Raw genomic sequence first — 17,276 nt, 5'->3', positions numbered from 1 at the left:
CCACGCTGTGGATATGAACCCATGTTCTTCCTGTCGCAGCGAGGCCCTCCGGCCAACTGCTAAACAGTGCGAACTGCATGTCTACAAACCTAACCTGCTGCCTCAAGTGACGAGGAAGCCTGCTTAAAGGAAACTACTATGACGAACGACACCTCCAACCTCGTGCTCTCGAACTTCAGCATTGCCGATGGTTTCTGCCTGAAAGCCAATTTCAAGGCAAACATCGATGGAGCCGATGACAGCCTCGCGGTGGAAGCCGAACTGGCTCCGGGTCCAATTTCGGTTTTTATCGACCGGGCGACTTGGCAAGAGACCGGCGGCTGCGCCATGGATTTCGTGGCAACGCATTATGCAATGATCCAGATGCTGCTGAACAAAGCGCTTGCCGAGACTCAAGCGCCTGATCTTGTCTGAGGGCGGGGAGGAAACGAATTGATGTGCCTTTCCAATTCCCAGGGCCAAGACACTGCGCGCCAGCCCCTTAAACCGCAACTGTCAGATCTCGGCGATATCCGGGATCTGATGCCCCTAAGGTTTCGCCCGGCCTGTCGGGCTGGGTCGGCACATTTGATGACCCCTATGGAACTGGCGGCGGCGATCGCAGAAATTGAAGCACGAATAAAGGCGAACCCAAAGACACCGAATATCCATAGGTGCCTTGCACGCTTCCATGAAGAGCAAGACCGTCGCGAAACCGACTCGAATAGGGTTCGCCTTCGGCGGATGCAATCTCGCTTGGCCTGGGAGCTCGCACAGGAAAAGCTTGAAGAGTTGCAGGGGCTGTTCAAGATTTCTCGCGCTCAACAACGCCCCCGACGATACTGATCCAGCGGTGGATGCTGACAGGGCGCTCACCCTTTTCTGGAAACTTAGAAGAATTGAAAATCGCTTTTCGGAAACAATGGAGCCTTTGAACTGCCCAGACCTGCTTGACACAGTCGAAAGACGGGCAATGAACCGTGTGCAACACTCCGGAGCGCGTGTTGCAATGAAGGATTGAGGAAGGGCCATGTTTCCGTGACGGGCCGGTGAAGGCGACTTGATGGCGGACCGGATGATCTCCGGGCCGTCTTTATGAGACCGGGGGATCATCCGGCGCAGCCATCGAAAATCAAAAATTTCAGCGCGAACAGAAGGGGAGATTGTAGCTGTCGGCATGAAGGGTGACGCACTTCCCGAAGAGTCCACGGTTTTTTCGCTCTGTTCAGGGTTTCGGGTCCTTACTGACCGTAGGTGCTACTCCCAACCGAGCGCAGCGCCATAAAGGCCATACGTGACGAAACGCGGGTTTGGTTCGTGCATGATGAACACAACTCCGTTGGCGCCCATAAAGACTCGATGACAACTGAACACGGCTTTGTGCTGCTTCAGCTGCGCATAGCGCTCGAAGACTTCGCGATCTGCGCCGCGAAAGTCGCGAAACTTCGCGCTGCAGTACGGTTGGCTGCGGAAATGCAAGACTGAGGACCAAAGGCTTGGGCCGTTGCTTCTGCTCAACGGCGCGGACCCTTCAAAAGGCGATGTTGCACAAAAACTTCAGATTGCTTTGAGCAGAGTCGCCTACGAGTGGTCTCAAGCAGCAAGCAGACCTTCTTGATTTCCGGCGGTGTGGCTCCCTCTTCCAGACGCGTTTCGCGGATGGACAGGTGGACCGGACGGCGGCCCCAGAACTTGCCCTGTCCTACGCGGCGCCAGATTTCACCTTCGGCACCCAGGGCCGCAAAGCACGCCCGCAAGGTTTCCTATCTGCACCCCAGCCGGTCACACCTGCTCGAGGACGGCAACCTCCTTGCGCAAGGGCTTCAACTCTGCCTGCAGATCAACCTGCACGTCGCGGGGCTCTACAGCATCCCGGTCCTCTCGGCTCCATCGTGTCAGTGTTCGAAGGCCTATACCAAGTTCATCGGCGATTTCACGCCGCGTACCTCCAACTGGTCAGCGCCAGGAACCTCGGCGGCAGAGCCCGGGTAGGAAGAGTGCCACGAGTAACAACTATAAAGAAAATCTCCAAACCAATACTCTACTGCCTTGAAGGGGGCTGAGAGGCAAAATAGGGTCGCAAAACAGGGCCTACAGGCATCAGAACAAGACATCAGGAGAACTCAGTGCTACGTGAATTGGGTGAAAACCTCGGCCTTTTTGTGAAGGACGGCATTATTACACTTGCCGAGGCTCTTACGTTATCTGACAGCCGCCCCGGTCAAATAGCCGGCATGCTTGTCTTGGCCACGATCATCTTGGGGCTGTGGTACTTTATACGGACCCACCGTCAATTAAATTCTGTTCGATTGATCGACCGCAAAATAAGGGCATTCCCAGATATTCCTTCCTTTGCGGAAGGTCATTCGGACCTCATTCACGAACTCAAAACCGAATATCGCAAGAAAGGGCCTCGAGAAACTGTATGGGAAGCGTTTGACGAGTTCAACGAAACCATTGTGCTTGATGATGTAGACGGACCCATGCGGCTTCGAAATTCAATCCGGCCGGCGTCTTTTCTCAACGTTGCGGATTTAGGCTTTGGTCCTGGTTTTTTTCGTATATTGCCAAACACACTGGTTTCTGCAGGCCTTTTGCTAACCTTTCTTGGATTGGTCGCAGCGCTGCACCAGTTTTCCCAATCCATTAACGCCGGATCTGGCGGTATGGACCAGGCGATGCAGGACTTCATGCAAATCGCCTCGGCCAAGTTTGTCATGTCACTGGTCGGACTGTTTTGCTCAATCCTGTTCACCTTCCTCCTCCGCACACGCCAGAACACAATTGACGCTGCGCTGCATCACCTCTGCATTGGCATCGAACGCCGCTTGGTTTTCGTCAGCCTGGAGGATATCGGGTTCCGCCAGCTGCGCGCCGCCACTGAGCAGCGCGAGCACCTACGTGAAATTGGTATGGGTATGGTTGCCGAGCTCCAGCGGCCGTTGGAAGCTCTACCTGAGCAGATCACCGGAGCTATTGCCGCCAAGATGGATCCGATCTTTGATCGGGTTACCTCGATGGGTACAAGCAGCATGGAAGGGCTCGTCGGCGACCTCTCCCAGCAGCTTTCTCATTCAGTCGGCAATGCTTTGACCCGAGCGAGCGAGTCACTCGGTGAAGCCACCGACCGTATCGGCCTGATGGTAGACCGAATGGGGGAAACCAATAGCCAAGCGGGCAACGGCATGCGCGACGCGCTTGATCAGATGTCGCGCGCGATGTCTGAAATGCGCGCTGAGGTTGCCGCCAGCGGTCGCACTGCCTCCGAGGCGATGAATGAAGGGGCCGAGCGCCTCTTGACCGTTATGAATGAGACACTGGCAGGAATTCGGGAGAATACCGGCCAAGGGGCAGATGCCATGCGCACTGCAGCAGAGGAAATGCGCACCGCCGCAGAAAATTTCCGCGATACTCTGACCAGCGCCAGTGAGGAAAGCAGTAAGGCAGCGCAGGACAGAATGGCTCAAAGCAGCGTGGAGGCTGGCCGGGCAATAGAAGGGGCCGGCAAGTCTCTGCTGGAAAGTTTCAACCAAACGAGCTTGGACATCGCCAAACTTGGCACCGAGATGGGCGGCGTCATCGGAGACGAGCTAATGTCGCGGCTTGAGACGATTAGCGCACGATTGGAGAGCATGGCAGACGCGGTCCAGCGTGGAGCCTCTGGTGCGCAAAGCGCGGCGCAAGGCATGAACACTGGTGCCGATGCGATCCACGGGGCGTCCGAAAGCTTCCGTGCCACAAGTCAGAGCCTGACAGCCGCAACTGACCCGATCCGAGCCTCGAACGAACGCATCGAAGTCACCCTGCGACGGGTTGGGGACCTGGTCGAAACGGTTTCTGAAACCTTGATGCAAAATTCGGCCACGGTGGCTGAAAGGGCCGCGCAAGTTCTTGACACGGCGCAGACTGCGCTCGGAAACGAACGCGAAGGCATCCACCGATCGCTCGAGGCCACGCGTGCCGCCATGGCCCAACTTTCCAATGAAGCCGAGAAGCTCGACCAGATCGACGAGATGCTGGGTCGAGCACTGGCGCAGTACAACGTAAAACTCGAAGAAGCGCTCGGAACGGCACAGGATCACGTCGGACAGATGCGTGACACTCTGGCACCAGGACTCGACACGCTTAAGAGCGTCGTAGAACAGGCCGAGGCCTTCCTGCCGTCGCAACCGCGGGGTCGTGCATGAGAGCGCAGGCTAAACAGGTCCGTCACGAAGAGGAGGAAGAAAGCGCGTTTGTCTCGATGACCGACATGACGGTCGGATTTCTATTCATCATGATGATTCTGCTCGCTTTCTTTGCCAGCCAGATGCGTGACCCGGATGCGGTCTCGAAATACGAATATGACCAAGTCATCCAGGAACGGGACAACTGGCAACAGATAGCCGAGAGCCGGGCAAAAATCATTGTTCGGCTTGAGGCCGAACTTGCGGAATTGCTCCTTCAAAGGGAGCGGCTACAGGCTAAGGTAACGCAACTAATCGCAGAAAATGAAGACCTTCGCCGGGAACTTGCTGAGCTAAAGCAGGTCGACCCGCTCGAGGCCTACCTGGCTCAGGTGGCCCAAGAGAGGCGTAAGGTGCTTACCCGTCTGCGTGATGCAATCCGGGCAGACTTTCCCAACCTGCAGGTCGAACTGAGTGAAGAATCCGACGCGCTGCGGTTTCAGGGCGAAGGTCTGTTTGCCTCAGGCAGGTCTGACCTCGCTCCGGACAGACGCAAAATCGTTGCACGGCTCGCCCAGCGTCTCAATGAAGTGCTGCCATGTTACACGCTGGGCGAGGCATCACGGTTCGACAGCCTCTGCAACCCGGGTTTTGTGATGATCGAAGCGGTTCAGATCGAAGGCCACACGGACGATGTCGGTACAGATCAGCTGAACCGGACACTCTCAGCAGCACGCGCCAACAGTACCTTTTTCGCTATGACCCAAGCGGCCGGGGGGATCATGCAGCACCAAAATCTCAAGCGTCAGCCGGTGTTATCAGTGGCTGCATACGGGCCAGATCGTCCTGTCGCGACGAATGACACAACAGAAGGCCGCGCAACCAATCGCCGGATCGACCTTCGGTTCATCATGGTAACACCGCAGCACACCGACGGAATCGAAGTCATCCGCTCTGCGCTGAAGGGTGCAGGAGCCCAACCATGAACATCTCAGGCTTAGATGGCACGAACGCCCGGCCACGCGTTTCCGCACGCGCGATGATAGAGCGCGCGCCGTCTTTCCGCAGACGCGCACTTCCTCCGCTCGACCAGATCAAGCGTTGCGTCGACAATATTCTGACTCGCTGGCCCGATGCGATTCACTCCCCAATGGACCGAGACCGCGAGAAGCTGGCGCAGGACATGCTGTACCGAGTTTCGAACTGGAATTGGGAGGATATCACCACACAACGCGTCATATCGGCAGCGGTGGCGGTTTTCGACGAAGTTCGGCGAATGAAGCCGGATCTGGCGTCTGTACGCGAATTCTACCTCTCCGAGATTGCCACACGCGAACCCGGTGCTTTTCTGGACGGGATGGTTGGTATTTACATCGACAGCTTCACCCCTGGGACCGATCACACTCTTTATCTCGCGACGGCTTTGGAGAAAAGGAGCGGCGATTTGGGAGCGCGCCATCGAAAGCTATTGGCCGCCCTGCCCGAGTTGTTCCAGCCCGACGCCGTGCCTTTGGCGCTGGCACAAATTATGCGCAATGCAGACAACGCATACTTGCTTCTCAAATCCATCGGGCTCACCAGTCCGCATACCTACGGCTTGGCCAAGGCGGCACAAAAGTTCTTCATTGAAAGCCTCGCACCTGACCTGGATCAAAAAGAGACACGCCAGAAACTCTTCAACTGGCTGACACCGGAAAACGGACCAGTGCTGCAAGCGGGAGCTGGTCCCGCGGTGGAAGCCCTTCTATCTGTCTGGCGTGACCGAACGCCGCCCGATGACTTGCGCGACGAGCTGAGCGAGGCAATCATCGCGGCTTGGAACGACCCACGCCTCCACACAGGCGGCATCTGGTCGGGCTTCGATCCCTCCCTCCGTGCTGTCCTGCTGCGTTGGCTAACGCACCAAGACATGAAGTTCTTTTGCGACATGGTCACCGCGACGCAGGACAGTCACATGTGGCCACCTCGCCGGGACTTCTGGCTAAAACTCTATCAAGACAAGATGATCGACGAAGCTTGGGTCGCCTTCGGATCGGAAGCGCGCCGCTACGCACAGCAGAATCTAATGCGCGGCGGCACAACCGACATGAACCGCCGCTTCGGTCGCCAGTCGGACCGCAACGGCAGTACCTCACTACTCATCATGCGGATCGGCAATAAAGTTGTTGTTGATGGCTGCCACAGCTACAAGACACACATCTTCCGAATGGATGACCCGAGAGCGCCAAAACTCTACGAGCGTCAGTATTATTGCGACGACATCATGCGCGCTTCACGCAACTCGAAACCCCACAACTCTATCTACAACTGGTCACAGTGGGTTCTGCAGCATGTCTGACTCCTCGCCCGTCCACAACATATCCGACGACTGCATTGAGATTTGTTTTCCGCAGCAGAAGCAGGGGCTGCTGTCCCGGCTTTTGGTAAAACCAAACACACGCAGTTTTACCGACCTCGCACCAGAGGACCGCAACCTGCTGTTTGCGATAGGCGACCTGCGCGCTTGGGGCGATACCCACCCAGATGAGGTCACTATTACCCCCGGTCGCTTGACAGTCTCCCACGATGCAGCCGCAAGCCTGTCTGCGCCTGCGGCAGAGGCGCTCGGCCTGCCCCGCGCTGTCGATTTGATGCTAAAAACTGACGTGACTGGCGTCTTGGGCCGACCCGATTTTCGCCTTCACTACGAGTGGTCCCGCGATGGCCGCCGCGAAACCCCGAAACGCACCGGTGCAATCCTGCGGACCACTGACGGCCTGCGCCGCCTGCCGCTTTGGATGAAGCGCGCGCTGGACCTTGCGGACACATTCGATGCCAGCCAGACGTTAGAGGAACACTGGCGTGCGCTTGCCGACTTCCGCCGCGCCATCGAACCCGAAGATCTGACCGGCACCGAGATGCTCGCCAACCGGGAAATGGCAAGGCTGTCGATGACAGCTTTCTTGCGAGGGCTCGAAGTTCGTATAGCCGATCGGTTCTCGATTTCACCCGACACACCGCTGGGCCAGTTCGAAGTCGTCCCATACTCCTCACAACGACTTGACGATGACGGCATCTCCGACGGCGCCATTTGCGAGGGGGACGCAGAACTGACCGGTGAGGCCCTCGCCGTTTTTCAACATCGCTTGCATGCTCGAGGAGCTCGGCCGGCCTACCAGCTCGGGAATAATTCCTACCTCGTTATAGATCGCGGAGCGGCCCCAGTTCTGGAAGAAATGGCCCGTATCCAGAAAGCTCCACGCGAGGAACGCCGCGCTTTCATAGAGAACCCGCGCGCTTTCATATCTGAAGCCGTGAACCGTCACCTGGAAGAGACCGGCACGCTTGACGGGCTCGACGCGGCCGGACAAGAGGAGATGGTAGAGGCCATCGCTGGCCCAGCCTTGATAGAAAGCCGTGAATACTCAGAGCGTGTGACCGGCATCACTGTCTACGATCGCCCAAAGGTCCCGATTGAAGGAAGCGGCACTACCTGGCTGCCGGAGGCCTTCGCTCAACATCTCGTCGAGGCTATTCAGGCCATGCCTGATGCGGACCTCCGCGACCTCCGCGACCTCATGGCCGACGTGCTCCAATCCGGCACGGACACTCCGGCTGAACTGGGAGGAGAAACCTTCAAGGTCACGTCTGGCCGCCTCGCGGCGATCGAAGGGGAAATCGAGCGGCGTGAAAATATGAACGCCACTCCGGAAGAGCGGGAAGAGGCACCAGAAGCAGGCGGGCCGATAATCCTCGACACGCTGGACAACTACGACGACGTATCCTGGGAAGCCCAGCTCGAACCCCGCATTCCAACCATTCCCCCTTCGTTGCCGGGAGCAATCCGTACCCCACTTCATCAACACCAGCTCGATAGTTTCGATTGGTCGCTGCAAGCGTGGCAAGCCGGGTTGCCCGGCATCCTCAACGCCGATGAACAGGGGTTGGGCAAGACTCTTCAGACCATCGCTTTCTTAACCTGGCTCAAAGAGCATATGAATCAGCCCGCTGCGCTGAATCGCGGACCGATCCTGATTGTTGCCCCAACGTCGCTTCTTCGCAATTGGGAACAGGAAGTTGAGACCCACGTCGAAGGCCGCGGCTTCGGAACACTGGTACGCCTCTACGGAAGTTCTCTGGGATCTCAGAAACGCCGAGGCGCCCGCGGCACCGAAACACAATCCGGCTTGCCCCAACTTGATCTCGACTGGATGGATGAGGCCTTTGAGGATGGACGCGCCCACCGTTACTGGTTGCTGACCACATACACGACACTTGCAAACTATCAGCACTCGCTGGGCCGCGTACCCTTTTCGGCGATGGTCATGGACGAGATCCAGAACATCAAGAACCGCACCACGCTTGCCTCAAAAGCCGTCGAAGCGATGAACGCCGACTTCCGCCTCGGGCTCACCGGTACACCGATCGAAAACGCGGCCATCGACCTCTGGACCATCATGGACCGAATAGCCCCTGGCTGCCTCGGCTCCGGCGTAGACTTCCGGGAGCGCTATGCGCAACCCAACGCCGATAATATGGCTGAACTGCATGCGCGCGTGTTCAAACCTCGCGGCACCATGCCCCCCCTTGGCCTGCGCCGCCTGAAAGACGAAGTTGCCCGCGACCTTCCGGTCAAACGCCGTTTCTTGCATCCCCGCCTGATGCCGAAGGTACAGGCCGACGCATACGACCGTGCGCAGCTGAATCTGGCCAACGGCGGCCCCAGTGCTGCCCTGAAGATGCTGCATCACATCCGCTCAGTCTCGGTACACCCCGGCGACACTGGCGCCCCCCCGCCGAACCAATTCATTGCAAAGAGTGCGCGTTTGGACGCGGTCATCGACATCCTGCACAGGATCCAGGCGGTGAACGAGCGTGTTCTGGTCTTCATAGAACACCGGGAAATGCAGTTTCGCTTTGCCGAAATCGTGCGTCACATTTTCGGCCTCGATCGTATCGACATCATAAATGGCGACACGCTGATCCCGAAGCGGCAAGAGATAGTAAACAGGTTTCAGTCACGGTTGAACGCCGACAGTTGTTTCGACATGCTTATCTTGGGGCCAAAGGCGGCAGGCACTGGACTAACGTTAACGGCAGCAACCCACGTCATCCACCTGTCTCGCTGGTGGAATCCGGCAGTTGAAGAGCAGTGCAATGACCGTGTCCATCGCATTGGCCAGACGCGTCCGGTTTCTGTGCATATCCCGATGGCCCTGCACCCCGAATTAGGAGCAGAAAGTTTCGACTGCCTTCTGCAAAGCCTTATGCAGCGAAAACGCAAGCTGGCGGAACAGGCCCTCTGGCCAATAGGGGACAGCGCCGCTGACGTCACCAGTTTGACGGAGGCCGTCGCCTCTCCCACACGCGGCCAGCACGCCGTTATTGCAGACAGCATGGCCGAACAATTCCGCCGCGATGGGCTGCCACCTGTGACGCCTGACGCCGACGGCGCCTACGAACTTAGCTAAACTACATCTCAACCAAGGCGGACAAAGGCTCGCTACAAACTGAAACCTGTTTCCAACCGCTGCGTCTCGGAGTTCGTTGCTGCGGGCTTGCACGGCCACGGGCTGCATACCGTGGAGCTCTGCTGTTTCAAGGAGAATGCAGGCGATATGCAAATGGCATTGCAGCTCGATGGCTGGGTAGATCACTTTGCTCGGAGCGTCAGGATGAGTCGCCAATAAGCTCAGTGTTCCTAACATCGTTTTCGAGTTTGGTTACTTCCCAAGCCCTGCAATCCACGAGTTACACAATACTGCCGCATCATCGCCGGCGCGGTGAATTGCCTTTTCTTTTGCCCGGAATTGATACACTCGTTGCAATCCACCTGCCTTTATGTTTCCACCATCAGAGAAAGCTTCCCAGACGGCGCGGTCAAAATCGTCGATTTCCGGTCCCGGACTACCAAGCAAGCGATCGAGCCACCGCTGGTCGAACTCCGGCGCATCGCTCACAAGGGGGCGCGCCGCTACTGTCTCCAGTAGCCAATCGACCACCTCATCCGCACTATTTGCACTATCAAGCTCCGAGCGCATAATGCCATGGATTGCCTGGCTCTCAGGACACCAATCGGCCTCCGGCCACTCCGGTCTCGGCCGGATCAACTTACTTTCAACAACAACGCATTTCCCGGCGTTCCACGCGAGCCCCACCTCTATAGGCCATGACACGGTGCTCAGGCTCGACGCTTCAAAATCAATAAAAACAGGACTTTGGTGGCCGTCCTTCATATTCAGGCAAACACCGGAACCGAAGCCACTGCGCACTCGAGTAGTTGCGTCTGAATAAGAACCCGACTTTTGCTTCTCGTCTGACATCCCAAATCTCCCTGAAGGAGATTATATCGGCGCGGACTTGTTTACGAAACATGGTTGTGCAGAGTAGCCCCCCACAAACACTCGGCTTGAACAAGCGAACCTTTCGTCTTCCACGTAAACACTCCGCGAAGGCGCCTATTTTTAAGGGCAAGACCATGGGCACTTGTGCAACATCAAACAGCCTGTCGACCCTTCTCGCCACAAAAGGCTGAGTTGCCGAAAATTCACTTCCTGAGTTTTCAACGTGTCGAATGACTTGTCGACAACTTTTTCAAGTCCCCCTTAAGACGCGTTATTCCTTTTGCGCCGCGTAAATTTCTTTCCTGCTTCTACACGCCACTCGAAACTTGCAAGCGGCCAAGTGAGTAGCTCTTGCGCGTGAACCAATGCCTCATAGCTACAATTCAATATAACGCGCAGACTTCGAAGATCCCTCATTCCTTCTGAAACGCCATTTCGAAAAGAAATCAGCCCCTCCTCTTCAAAAAATGAATTTTGATCACCAAGTTTCGCTATTATCGTCAGTGATTGAATATGCGTAAACTCGAACCATTCATCTGCCATCTCACAGAAGGCATCTGCTTCCAAGAAAGCCGATTTTATTTGATGTGACCATACCTCTTCGGCAATCTCGGAGACCGCTCCCAGAAGGTAGGCCTCCCCGAAACTCAGAAGGATTGGCTCACCTTTCAAATCGCTAAATTCTGCGAGCAAACGGATATCGGGCTTCTTAACAAAGCTGACCTCACCAATAGCTCCATCCATTTTTTCGAAAAAGTCGCAGACAACGAGCGCATCAGAATTAGGCATTGGTTTTCACTCCCACTCATCCCTAAGACTTTGAATGGTCGCATCAGACCTTTTCTTACGGCCGTCAGGCTTAACCAAAACGACGCTTCCAGTGGGCAGGCCGAAAACCTCTTCAATTTTGTCAGTTATGGTCCTAATCGGAGCATCCGAGCGAGCGATGCGGTAGCGCGTGGCGTCCTCTGTTCTTTGGTTTTTTTCTGTCATTTCAGCTCCCTCCGCGGATTCATTAGCCCATTCACAGCTTTGACATGTAACTTATTGATAGGGTTCTCATAAATTCAGATTTGGACGAAGGCGAAAGTCCACTGATCGCAACCTTTTGCTGTGCCATGCTGCACTTATGCAACTCAACTTAGGCGGCCGTTGAAGGGTTTGTACTGTCCATCATTACAACATCGACGCCTTCAGAAGCTGTCGGCATCAGGAGTGACTTCCTCAATCGGGCATCCGGCCCCTTCGCTCGTCCCCCTTCTGGATTGCCGGCGTGTCATCGGCTGGGTGGTCAGCAACTGGAAGAATCCTGACTTGGCGATCCGGGCTCTGAACTCTGCCCTCGCCCTGCAGCCACCGCTTGCGGACTACATTCATCTTACCAATCGGGGCAGCCGATACTGTTCCCTCGACTAAAAAATCTCCTGGGCCAGCTTGGCTTCCATACCTCAATGAACGGAACCTGAAGATGTCGCCGTAACGCTGCCGTCGGGACCAACTTCAAGTAGATCAAGGCCGAGTTGCTATGGCAGCGTTCCCTGTCGACTACGCGGGCCGCCGAGCTGGCGAACTTCAAATCCCTCAACGGCTTCTACAAATTTGACGAGGGCACTCAGCTTTTGGCTGAAAAAGCCCCTTGGCCTTCGAGACTCAAGCTGCGTAAATGAGAACTTGGAGCAATTCTCAAAACGTGACAGGTCCAATTCTAATAAAGGTGTCTTCCAATGTTGAGTTTCCTCAGGTGCGGCCAATCGGAAGGTCGCAAATTCCCTTCGGGCTCCTTTCGCTTCGTCGCGCTTGACGTTGAAACCGCCAACCATGACCGCGCGAGTATTTGCCAGATCGGTGTGGCCTGCGTGCTTCCCGACAACTCCATCGAGACCTGGATGACCTACGTCGACCCTGCAACGCCAACTTGGGCATTTACCGGTTTGCACGGGATCAGCCAATCAACCGTAAAAGGAGCACCGAGCTTCGCAGAGGCCCTTATTTTACTCGAAGCCCCACTAAGCGGCATCACTGTCTACCAGCATTCCGGTTTCGACAGGAGTGCATTCCGAGCCGCCTGTACCGCACTCAAACGCGATGAGCCAGTTTGGAATTGGCAGAACAGCGTGACAATTGCGCGGCGAGCGTGGCCGGAATTAAAGGGAAACGGTGGGCACGGGCTCGCGTCTTTGAAAAGGCATCTGGGGCTTTCCTTCGATCACCATGATGCCGAGGAAGATGCGCGGGCTGCGGCTGAAGTTGTCTTGCATGCTGAGAGGGCGAAAGGCCTCGAGGTCTGCTTCCATGACGCCTGAGTGCTCTGTCACGACATAGGCAGCTTACAGGTGAGCACTCCTTCCGGGCATCAAAACTATAGGCCCTGAGCGGAAAGGGCCTCCGGCTTTTCGCATGCCGGGGAAAGGTACCCGCTTGTCACTAAAAAGCACTCGGCGAAAATCTGGACGGATTGGCTTCATTACCTTGTGCGGAACCGACATGCCAAAGGAAGGGAGGAATACTCCGACCAATGAAACTCACTTCAATTCCTCTTTTGGCGGTCTTTTCCGATCCTCTACGACGGCATGCTCGCACCTTGGTCCTCCACGACAACCGACTGGAAGTAGAAGGCAAAAGACAGAACACTTTTAGGTTTGACGAAATAGCCTCGGCGCCACGCCTAAAAAAGGGATTGTTTGCGGCTTCCCTCACCTTGAGCCTGGACAATGGGAGGCAGATTTTACTGCCGGCAGTGTCCGCTTCCAGCGCGCAATCATTCGCAGAAGCGACCGAAAAGACTTGGACCAGTTTTAACCTCCAAAAGTTTGCCGATGAAAATGAGAGCATCTCCAGGCTTCTCGAGGCGCTTGCTGCACTAAAAACACTGGACAGGTATCCTTCAGCGCATTTGATCGATCCTCTGGCAAGGCGAGCAGAAGACCTAAACAACAGGGTCCTTTCCAAGCTGAATCCCGCAGCAGTAGGAGATCAGGTGATCGAACATGTGACGCCGATCACCAATTTCGCGCGAAATCCGCATCATACACGGGAAGCGGCAATAAACACCTTCGTCGATCGACAACTCGATGAGTGGAAGAAATTCTTCGACACAGTTGAGTCGATGCCACTGACACCGGAGCAACGGTTGTCGGTCGTGGTCGACGAAGACGCCACGTTGGTTCTCGCTGGCGCCGGATCTGGCAAGACCAGCGTTATCACCGCAAAAGCTGCTTACCTGTTGAAATCTGGCGTCAGAGCACCGGACGAACTTCTTTTATTGGCCTTCGCCAAGGATGCAGCAGCGGAAATGTCGGAGCGGATCGAAGCCCGGTGCGGAGTGCCAATTGCCGCCCGCACATTCCACGCGCTGGCCTACGAAATCATCGGTGTAGTCGAAGGAGAAAAGCCGCCACTTGCGCCAACGGCGACAGATGACAAGGCCTTTCTCTCGCTGATCAAGGAAATCTTGCGCGATATCGTCAGCCGTATGGCTGATGTAGCCGAAATCGTGATCGGTTGGTTCGCCGGCTTCTTTGACGACTTCCCCATGCCATGGGACTATCAGTCCGCTCACGACTGGTATTCCGAAGTCGAGAGCCGCAACCTCCGGACATTGAAAGGTGAAACGGTCAAAAGCTTCGAAGAACTTCAAATCGCGAACTGGTTCTACCGGAACGGCATCGCCTATGAGTACGAACCCAACTACGAACACAAGTTACAGGAGACAGGCCGCCGGACCTACACACCCGATTTCCGCCTGACAGAGAGTGGTGTCTACCTGGAACACTTCGGAGTCCGCAAAAAAAGCTTAAGCGACGGCACCGTAGAACTGATGACAGCACCCTTTGTCGATCGAGAAGAATACCTTGCGGGCATGGAATGGAAACGTCAGGTCCACGAAGAGCACGGCACCGTCCTTCTCGAGACTTACAGCTGGGAGCGCGAGGCGGGCCGCTTGCTCGTATCCCTCGCAGAAAAGGTCAAGCCCCATGTCACGCCCCGACCTATCCCCGACATCGAGATCTACGACCAGGTCACGCAGGTCGGCGTGGTCGACAGCTTCACATCCCTAATCGCCACCTTCTTGAGGCACTTCAAGAATGGCGGGTATCAGCTTGACGACTGCGAAGATAAGGCATCGACGTTGAAGATGGGCAAACGGGCTGAGGCATTCCTCAAGATATTCGCTGCTGTTTACCGCGAATATCAAATCAGGCTCGGCGAACGTATCGATTTCGAAGATATGGTGAACCGCGCCACTTTGCTCGTTGAGAGCGGGCGCTACGATAGTCCCTTCCGTCACATCCTTGTCGATGAGTTTCAGGATATCTCAACCGGTCGCGCAAAGCTCATCAAGGCGCTAAAAGAACAGCACGCAGATGCCAAAATTTTCGCTGTTGGAGATGACTGGCAGTCGATATACCGATTTGCCGGTTCCGATATCCACATCATGCGAAATTTTGGCACAGAATTTGGGGGGGAATTTGCCGGTCAAACCGGAATTCACCGGACAGTTGATCTCGGACGGACGTTCCGCTCTGTAGACAGGATCGCGCTGGCCGCGCGGCGTTTTATTCTCTGCAACCCCGCGCAGATCACAAAGACAGTCATTCCTGCGGGCAAAACCGATCAGCCGGCCATCTGGATTGCATGGACGCGACGAGAAACCGGCGAAAAAGTCTTAACGGAAACCTTGGCAGCGTTGGCATCGGAAGCACCAGCCGCGGATCGCCAGCCTTCTGTTCTACTGCTTGGCAGATATCGCTTCCTCGAACCGAATTTGCGACACCTTCGGAGGAGGCATCCTGGATTGTCGATCAAATTCAAGACCATCCACGCCTCGAAGGGGCTGGAGGCGGATCATGTGGTCATTCTCGGCGCCGATAACGCCCGCATGGGGTTCCCCTCAATGATCGTGGACGACCCTCTACTGAGTTTGGTTTCGCCCGAAACTGAGCCCTTCACGAATGCCGAGGAAAGACGCGTGATGTATGTTGCGATGACGCGCGCCCGGCACACCGTAACAATTTTAGCGTCCGAGGCCCGCCCTTCTTCTTTCGTCACGGAACTTCTGAAAGATCCGAATTATCAGGTTGCCAGCCCTCAGGAAGCTGCAGAACACACCCACACTTGCCAGCAATGCGGCGGGCGTTTGCTCTTTATGCCCGGCCAAGATGGCCCGGGCTGGTATCGATGTGAACACGTGCAGTTATGCGGAAACAGGATGTCCGCTTGCTCCGCCTGTGGCAGTGGGCTACCGCGTCGTGAAACAACTGACAATGAGGCGACCTGCACCGAATGTGGCACAGTCCAGCAATCCTGCCCAAGCTGCAACGATGGTTGGCTGGTCGAACGAAATGGGCGCTTCGGGCCGTTTCTCGGCTGCGTTCGCTTTCCAGACTGTAGCGGAAAAGCGAGAACCCAAAAGACAACATAAGAATTAGGTCGTGGTGAATGCTCCGAGCCGACGCCTTCGTAGGGCCGCGTGAAATACAATCTGCTCGGGGCGCGTCTCGTCGCCGCATCAAATTCATCGACGGACATCATCACTGAGACAGACTCAAAGTTCCGGGCCGTTTTACTTTAAGACCTCGCAGCCTGGAAAAGCTTTACAACCTGATGGCGGGTGAGCGCATAAGTTGGGATTTAGTGAGCGTTAAAGAACGGCCCAAAGTCTCACACGGAATTGGAGGAAACTTGGGACAAGTTGTAACCGCCACCTTAGGTCCATTGACAAATACATTCTGCCCCGGCAGCGTGTCAAAAACTGTCACCAATTTCGGCAGTAACGCGGGATTTCTTCCGAGGAAATTTTAATGTCTTATGCGAAGGCCGCAGATCTGTTGCGTCTTGCAGAAATGGCCATGTCCCGGTTCGACGGCGTCGCGCTTCAGGACGTCACCGAGGCCTTCGGCTGCGATCATCGAACCGCTCAGCGCATGATGCGCTCTTTCGAGGCGCTCTTCCCCCAAGTCGACATCAGCCAAGGCGAAGATCGACGGCGGCGCTGGCATATGCCACGCCACGATCCGCGATGGCTCCAGGCACAGGGAATCCGTGATAGCGAGCTGGCCGCGCTGGAGCTTGCAGTCAAACGGGCCGAACGCGACGGTTCCCCGGACGAGTCGTTGCGGTTGCAGATCCTGCGCGACAGGCTGCTTGCGGCCATGCCCTCGAGCCAGGCCCTCCGCGCCGAGGCCGATGCGGACGCCTTGTTGGAGGCGCAAGGATTTGCCTCACGCCCCGGTCCGCGCGTGGTGGCGGACCTGCGGCTCCTCAGAGTGCTTACCGAGGCCTTGCGCGCGCCTTGGGAATTGGAAATCACTTATCAATCTGCCGACGGGCGCTCTGCGGGGCGCCTGCTGCAGCCATACGGGCTTCTACTGGGCACGCGGCGCTACCTCGTGGCCTTGCCGGCACAGGGCGATGGCCGGATGCGCCGGTTCCGCATCGATCGGATCCAGGACGCCCGGATCACGTCGCGCAGCTTTTCCCGCGATCCGGAATTTGACCTTTCCTCCTTTGCCGCCCAAGCCTTTGGCTCGTTTCATTCGGAGGCCGAGTACGGCCCCGTGGAATGGCGGTTTTCCCCGGCCGCGGCACCGGTGGCACGGCAGTTCGTCTTTCACCCCAACCAGCAAATGGAGGAGGAGCCGGACGGCGCCTTGACCGTGCGGTTCCAAGCCTCTGGCCACACCGAGATGGCTTGGCACCTTTACCAATGGGGCGATCAGGTCGAGGTGCGCGCGCCACAGGCCCTGCGCGAGATGGTCGCCATGCATCGGCGAAGCGATTTCCAGGCTTTTCCCTGATGTGCCTGACA

The 17,276-nt window shown here is 56.4% G+C and carries 11 protein-coding genes and 1 pseudogene; 8 read left to right on the top strand and 4 right to left on the bottom strand.

Annotated elements, in window-relative coordinates:
• Window positions 1-138 precede the first annotated feature (138 nt).
• A complete protein-coding gene (locus tag RA26_RS08150; protein ID WP_039182481.1) occupies window positions 139-414 on the top strand; it encodes a hypothetical protein in 276 nt (91 codons plus the stop codon).
• A gap of 1,347 nt (window positions 415-1,761) precedes the next feature.
• On the opposite strand, the pseudogene RA26_RS23420 reads toward RA26_RS08150, so the two are convergent.
• A pseudogene (locus RA26_RS23420) lies at window positions 1,762-1,917 on the bottom strand (IS3 family transposase); the annotation flags it as partial.
• Window positions 1,918-2,105: 188 nt separating this feature from the next.
• Here RA26_RS23420 and RA26_RS08140 point away from each other — a divergent pair.
• The 4 genes from RA26_RS08140 to RA26_RS08125 are packed head-to-tail and all read left to right on the top strand — an operon-like array spanning window position 2,106 to window position 9,595.
• Complete coding sequence (locus RA26_RS08140; protein ID WP_039182476.1) at window positions 2,106-4,166, top strand: hypothetical protein; 2,061 nt, start codon at window positions 2,106-2,108, stop codon at window positions 4,164-4,166.
• Window positions 4,167-4,222: 56 nt separating this feature from the next.
• Entirely contained in the window at window positions 4,223-5,131 is a 909-nt protein-coding gene (locus RA26_RS08135) for an OmpA/MotB family protein (protein ID WP_206540429.1), read from the top strand.
• Window positions 5,128-6,483 carry an EH signature domain-containing protein gene (locus RA26_RS08130; protein WP_052272350.1) on the top strand — a complete coding sequence of 452 codons (1,356 nt, stop codon included), beginning with the start codon at window positions 5,128-5,130 and terminating at the stop codon, window positions 6,481-6,483. The genes RA26_RS08135 and RA26_RS08130 overlap by 4 nt, the downstream gene beginning before the upstream one ends.
• On the top strand, window positions 6,476-9,595 hold the full coding sequence (locus RA26_RS08125) for a DEAD/DEAH box helicase (RefSeq protein ID WP_082015786.1): 3,120 nt from the start codon (window positions 6,476-6,478) through the stop codon (window positions 9,593-9,595). Before RA26_RS08130 ends, RA26_RS08125 begins: the two co-directional genes overlap by 8 nt.
• 252 nt (window positions 9,596-9,847) lie before the next feature.
• Here RA26_RS08125 and RA26_RS08120 read toward each other — a convergent pair whose 3' ends face one another.
• From RA26_RS08120 to RA26_RS08110, 3 genes are all read right to left on the bottom strand, one after another.
• Window positions 9,848-10,447, bottom strand: coding sequence for a 3'-5' exonuclease (locus tag RA26_RS08120; protein WP_052272349.1), 600 nt, complete (start codon window positions 10,445-10,447; stop codon window positions 9,848-9,850).
• Window positions 10,448-10,729: 282 nt separating this feature from the next.
• Entirely contained in the window at window positions 10,730-11,257 is a 528-nt protein-coding gene (locus tag RA26_RS08115; protein ID WP_039182471.1) for a hypothetical protein, read from the bottom strand.
• Window positions 11,258-11,263: 6 nt separating this feature from the next.
• Window positions 11,264-11,461: a hypothetical protein gene (locus tag RA26_RS08110; RefSeq protein ID WP_039182468.1), complete on the bottom strand. Its 198-nt coding sequence runs from the start codon at window positions 11,459-11,461 to the stop codon at window positions 11,264-11,266.
• Window positions 11,462-12,192: 731 nt separating this feature from the next.
• On the opposite strand from RA26_RS08110, the gene RA26_RS08105 reads away from it, so the two are divergent.
• The 3 genes from RA26_RS08105 to RA26_RS08095 all read left to right on the top strand — a co-directional run bounded on the left by RA26_RS08105 (window position 12,193) and on the right by RA26_RS08095 (window position 17,265).
• The gene (locus tag RA26_RS08105) at window positions 12,193-12,771 is read left to right on the top strand and encodes an exonuclease domain-containing protein (RefSeq protein ID WP_052272348.1); all 579 of its coding nucleotides are present in this window, start codon (window positions 12,193-12,195) and stop codon (window positions 12,769-12,771) included.
• 212 nt (window positions 12,772-12,983) lie between these two features.
• Window positions 12,984-15,890 carry a UvrD-helicase domain-containing protein gene (locus RA26_RS08100; protein WP_082015785.1) on the top strand — a complete coding sequence of 969 codons (2,907 nt, stop codon included), beginning with the start codon at window positions 12,984-12,986 and terminating at the stop codon, window positions 15,888-15,890.
• A 379-nt stretch (window positions 15,891-16,269) separates the two neighbouring features.
• Window positions 16,270-17,265, top strand: a complete 996-nt coding sequence (locus tag RA26_RS08095) for a helix-turn-helix transcriptional regulator (RefSeq protein ID WP_039182465.1) — start codon at window positions 16,270-16,272, stop codon at window positions 17,263-17,265.
• Window positions 17,266-17,276 lie beyond the last annotated feature (11 nt).

This window comes from Leisingera sp. ANG-M7, assembly GCF_000813965.1.
Lineage (GTDB): Bacteria > Pseudomonadota > Alphaproteobacteria > Rhodobacterales > Rhodobacteraceae > Leisingera.
This window is presented reverse-complemented; position numbering and strand designations above follow the sequence as displayed.

Bases quoted from the DNA above. Each gene is read 5' to 3' on its own strand.
- RA26_RS08150 (WP_039182481.1), top strand. From the start codon at position 139: ATGACGAACGACACCTCCAACCTCGTGCTCTCGAACTTCAGCATTGCC.
- RA26_RS08100 (WP_082015785.1), top strand. From the start codon at position 12,984: ATGAAACTCACTTCAATTCCTCTTTTGGCGGTCTTTTCCGATCCTCTA.
- RA26_RS08105 (WP_052272348.1), top strand. From the start codon at position 12,193: ATGTTGAGTTTCCTCAGGTGCGGCCAATCGGAAGGTCGCAAATTCCCT.
- RA26_RS08130 (WP_052272350.1), top strand. From the start codon at position 5,128: ATGAACATCTCAGGCTTAGATGGCACGAACGCCCGGCCACGCGTTTCC.
- RA26_RS08135 (WP_206540429.1), top strand. From the start codon at position 4,223: ATGACCGACATGACGGTCGGATTTCTATTCATCATGATGATTCTGCTC.
- RA26_RS08115 (WP_039182471.1), bottom strand. From the start codon at position 11,257: ATGCCTAATTCTGATGCGCTCGTTGTCTGCGACTTTTTCGAAAAAATG.
- RA26_RS08120 (WP_052272349.1), bottom strand. From the start codon at position 10,447: ATGTCAGACGAGAAGCAAAAGTCGGGTTCTTATTCAGACGCAACTACT.
- RA26_RS08095 (WP_039182465.1), top strand. From the start codon at position 16,270: ATGTCTTATGCGAAGGCCGCAGATCTGTTGCGTCTTGCAGAAATGGCC.
- RA26_RS08110 (WP_039182468.1), bottom strand. From the start codon at position 11,461: ATGACAGAAAAAAACCAAAGAACAGAGGACGCCACGCGCTACCGCATC.
- RA26_RS08125 (WP_082015786.1), top strand. From the start codon at position 6,476: ATGTCTGACTCCTCGCCCGTCCACAACATATCCGACGACTGCATTGAG.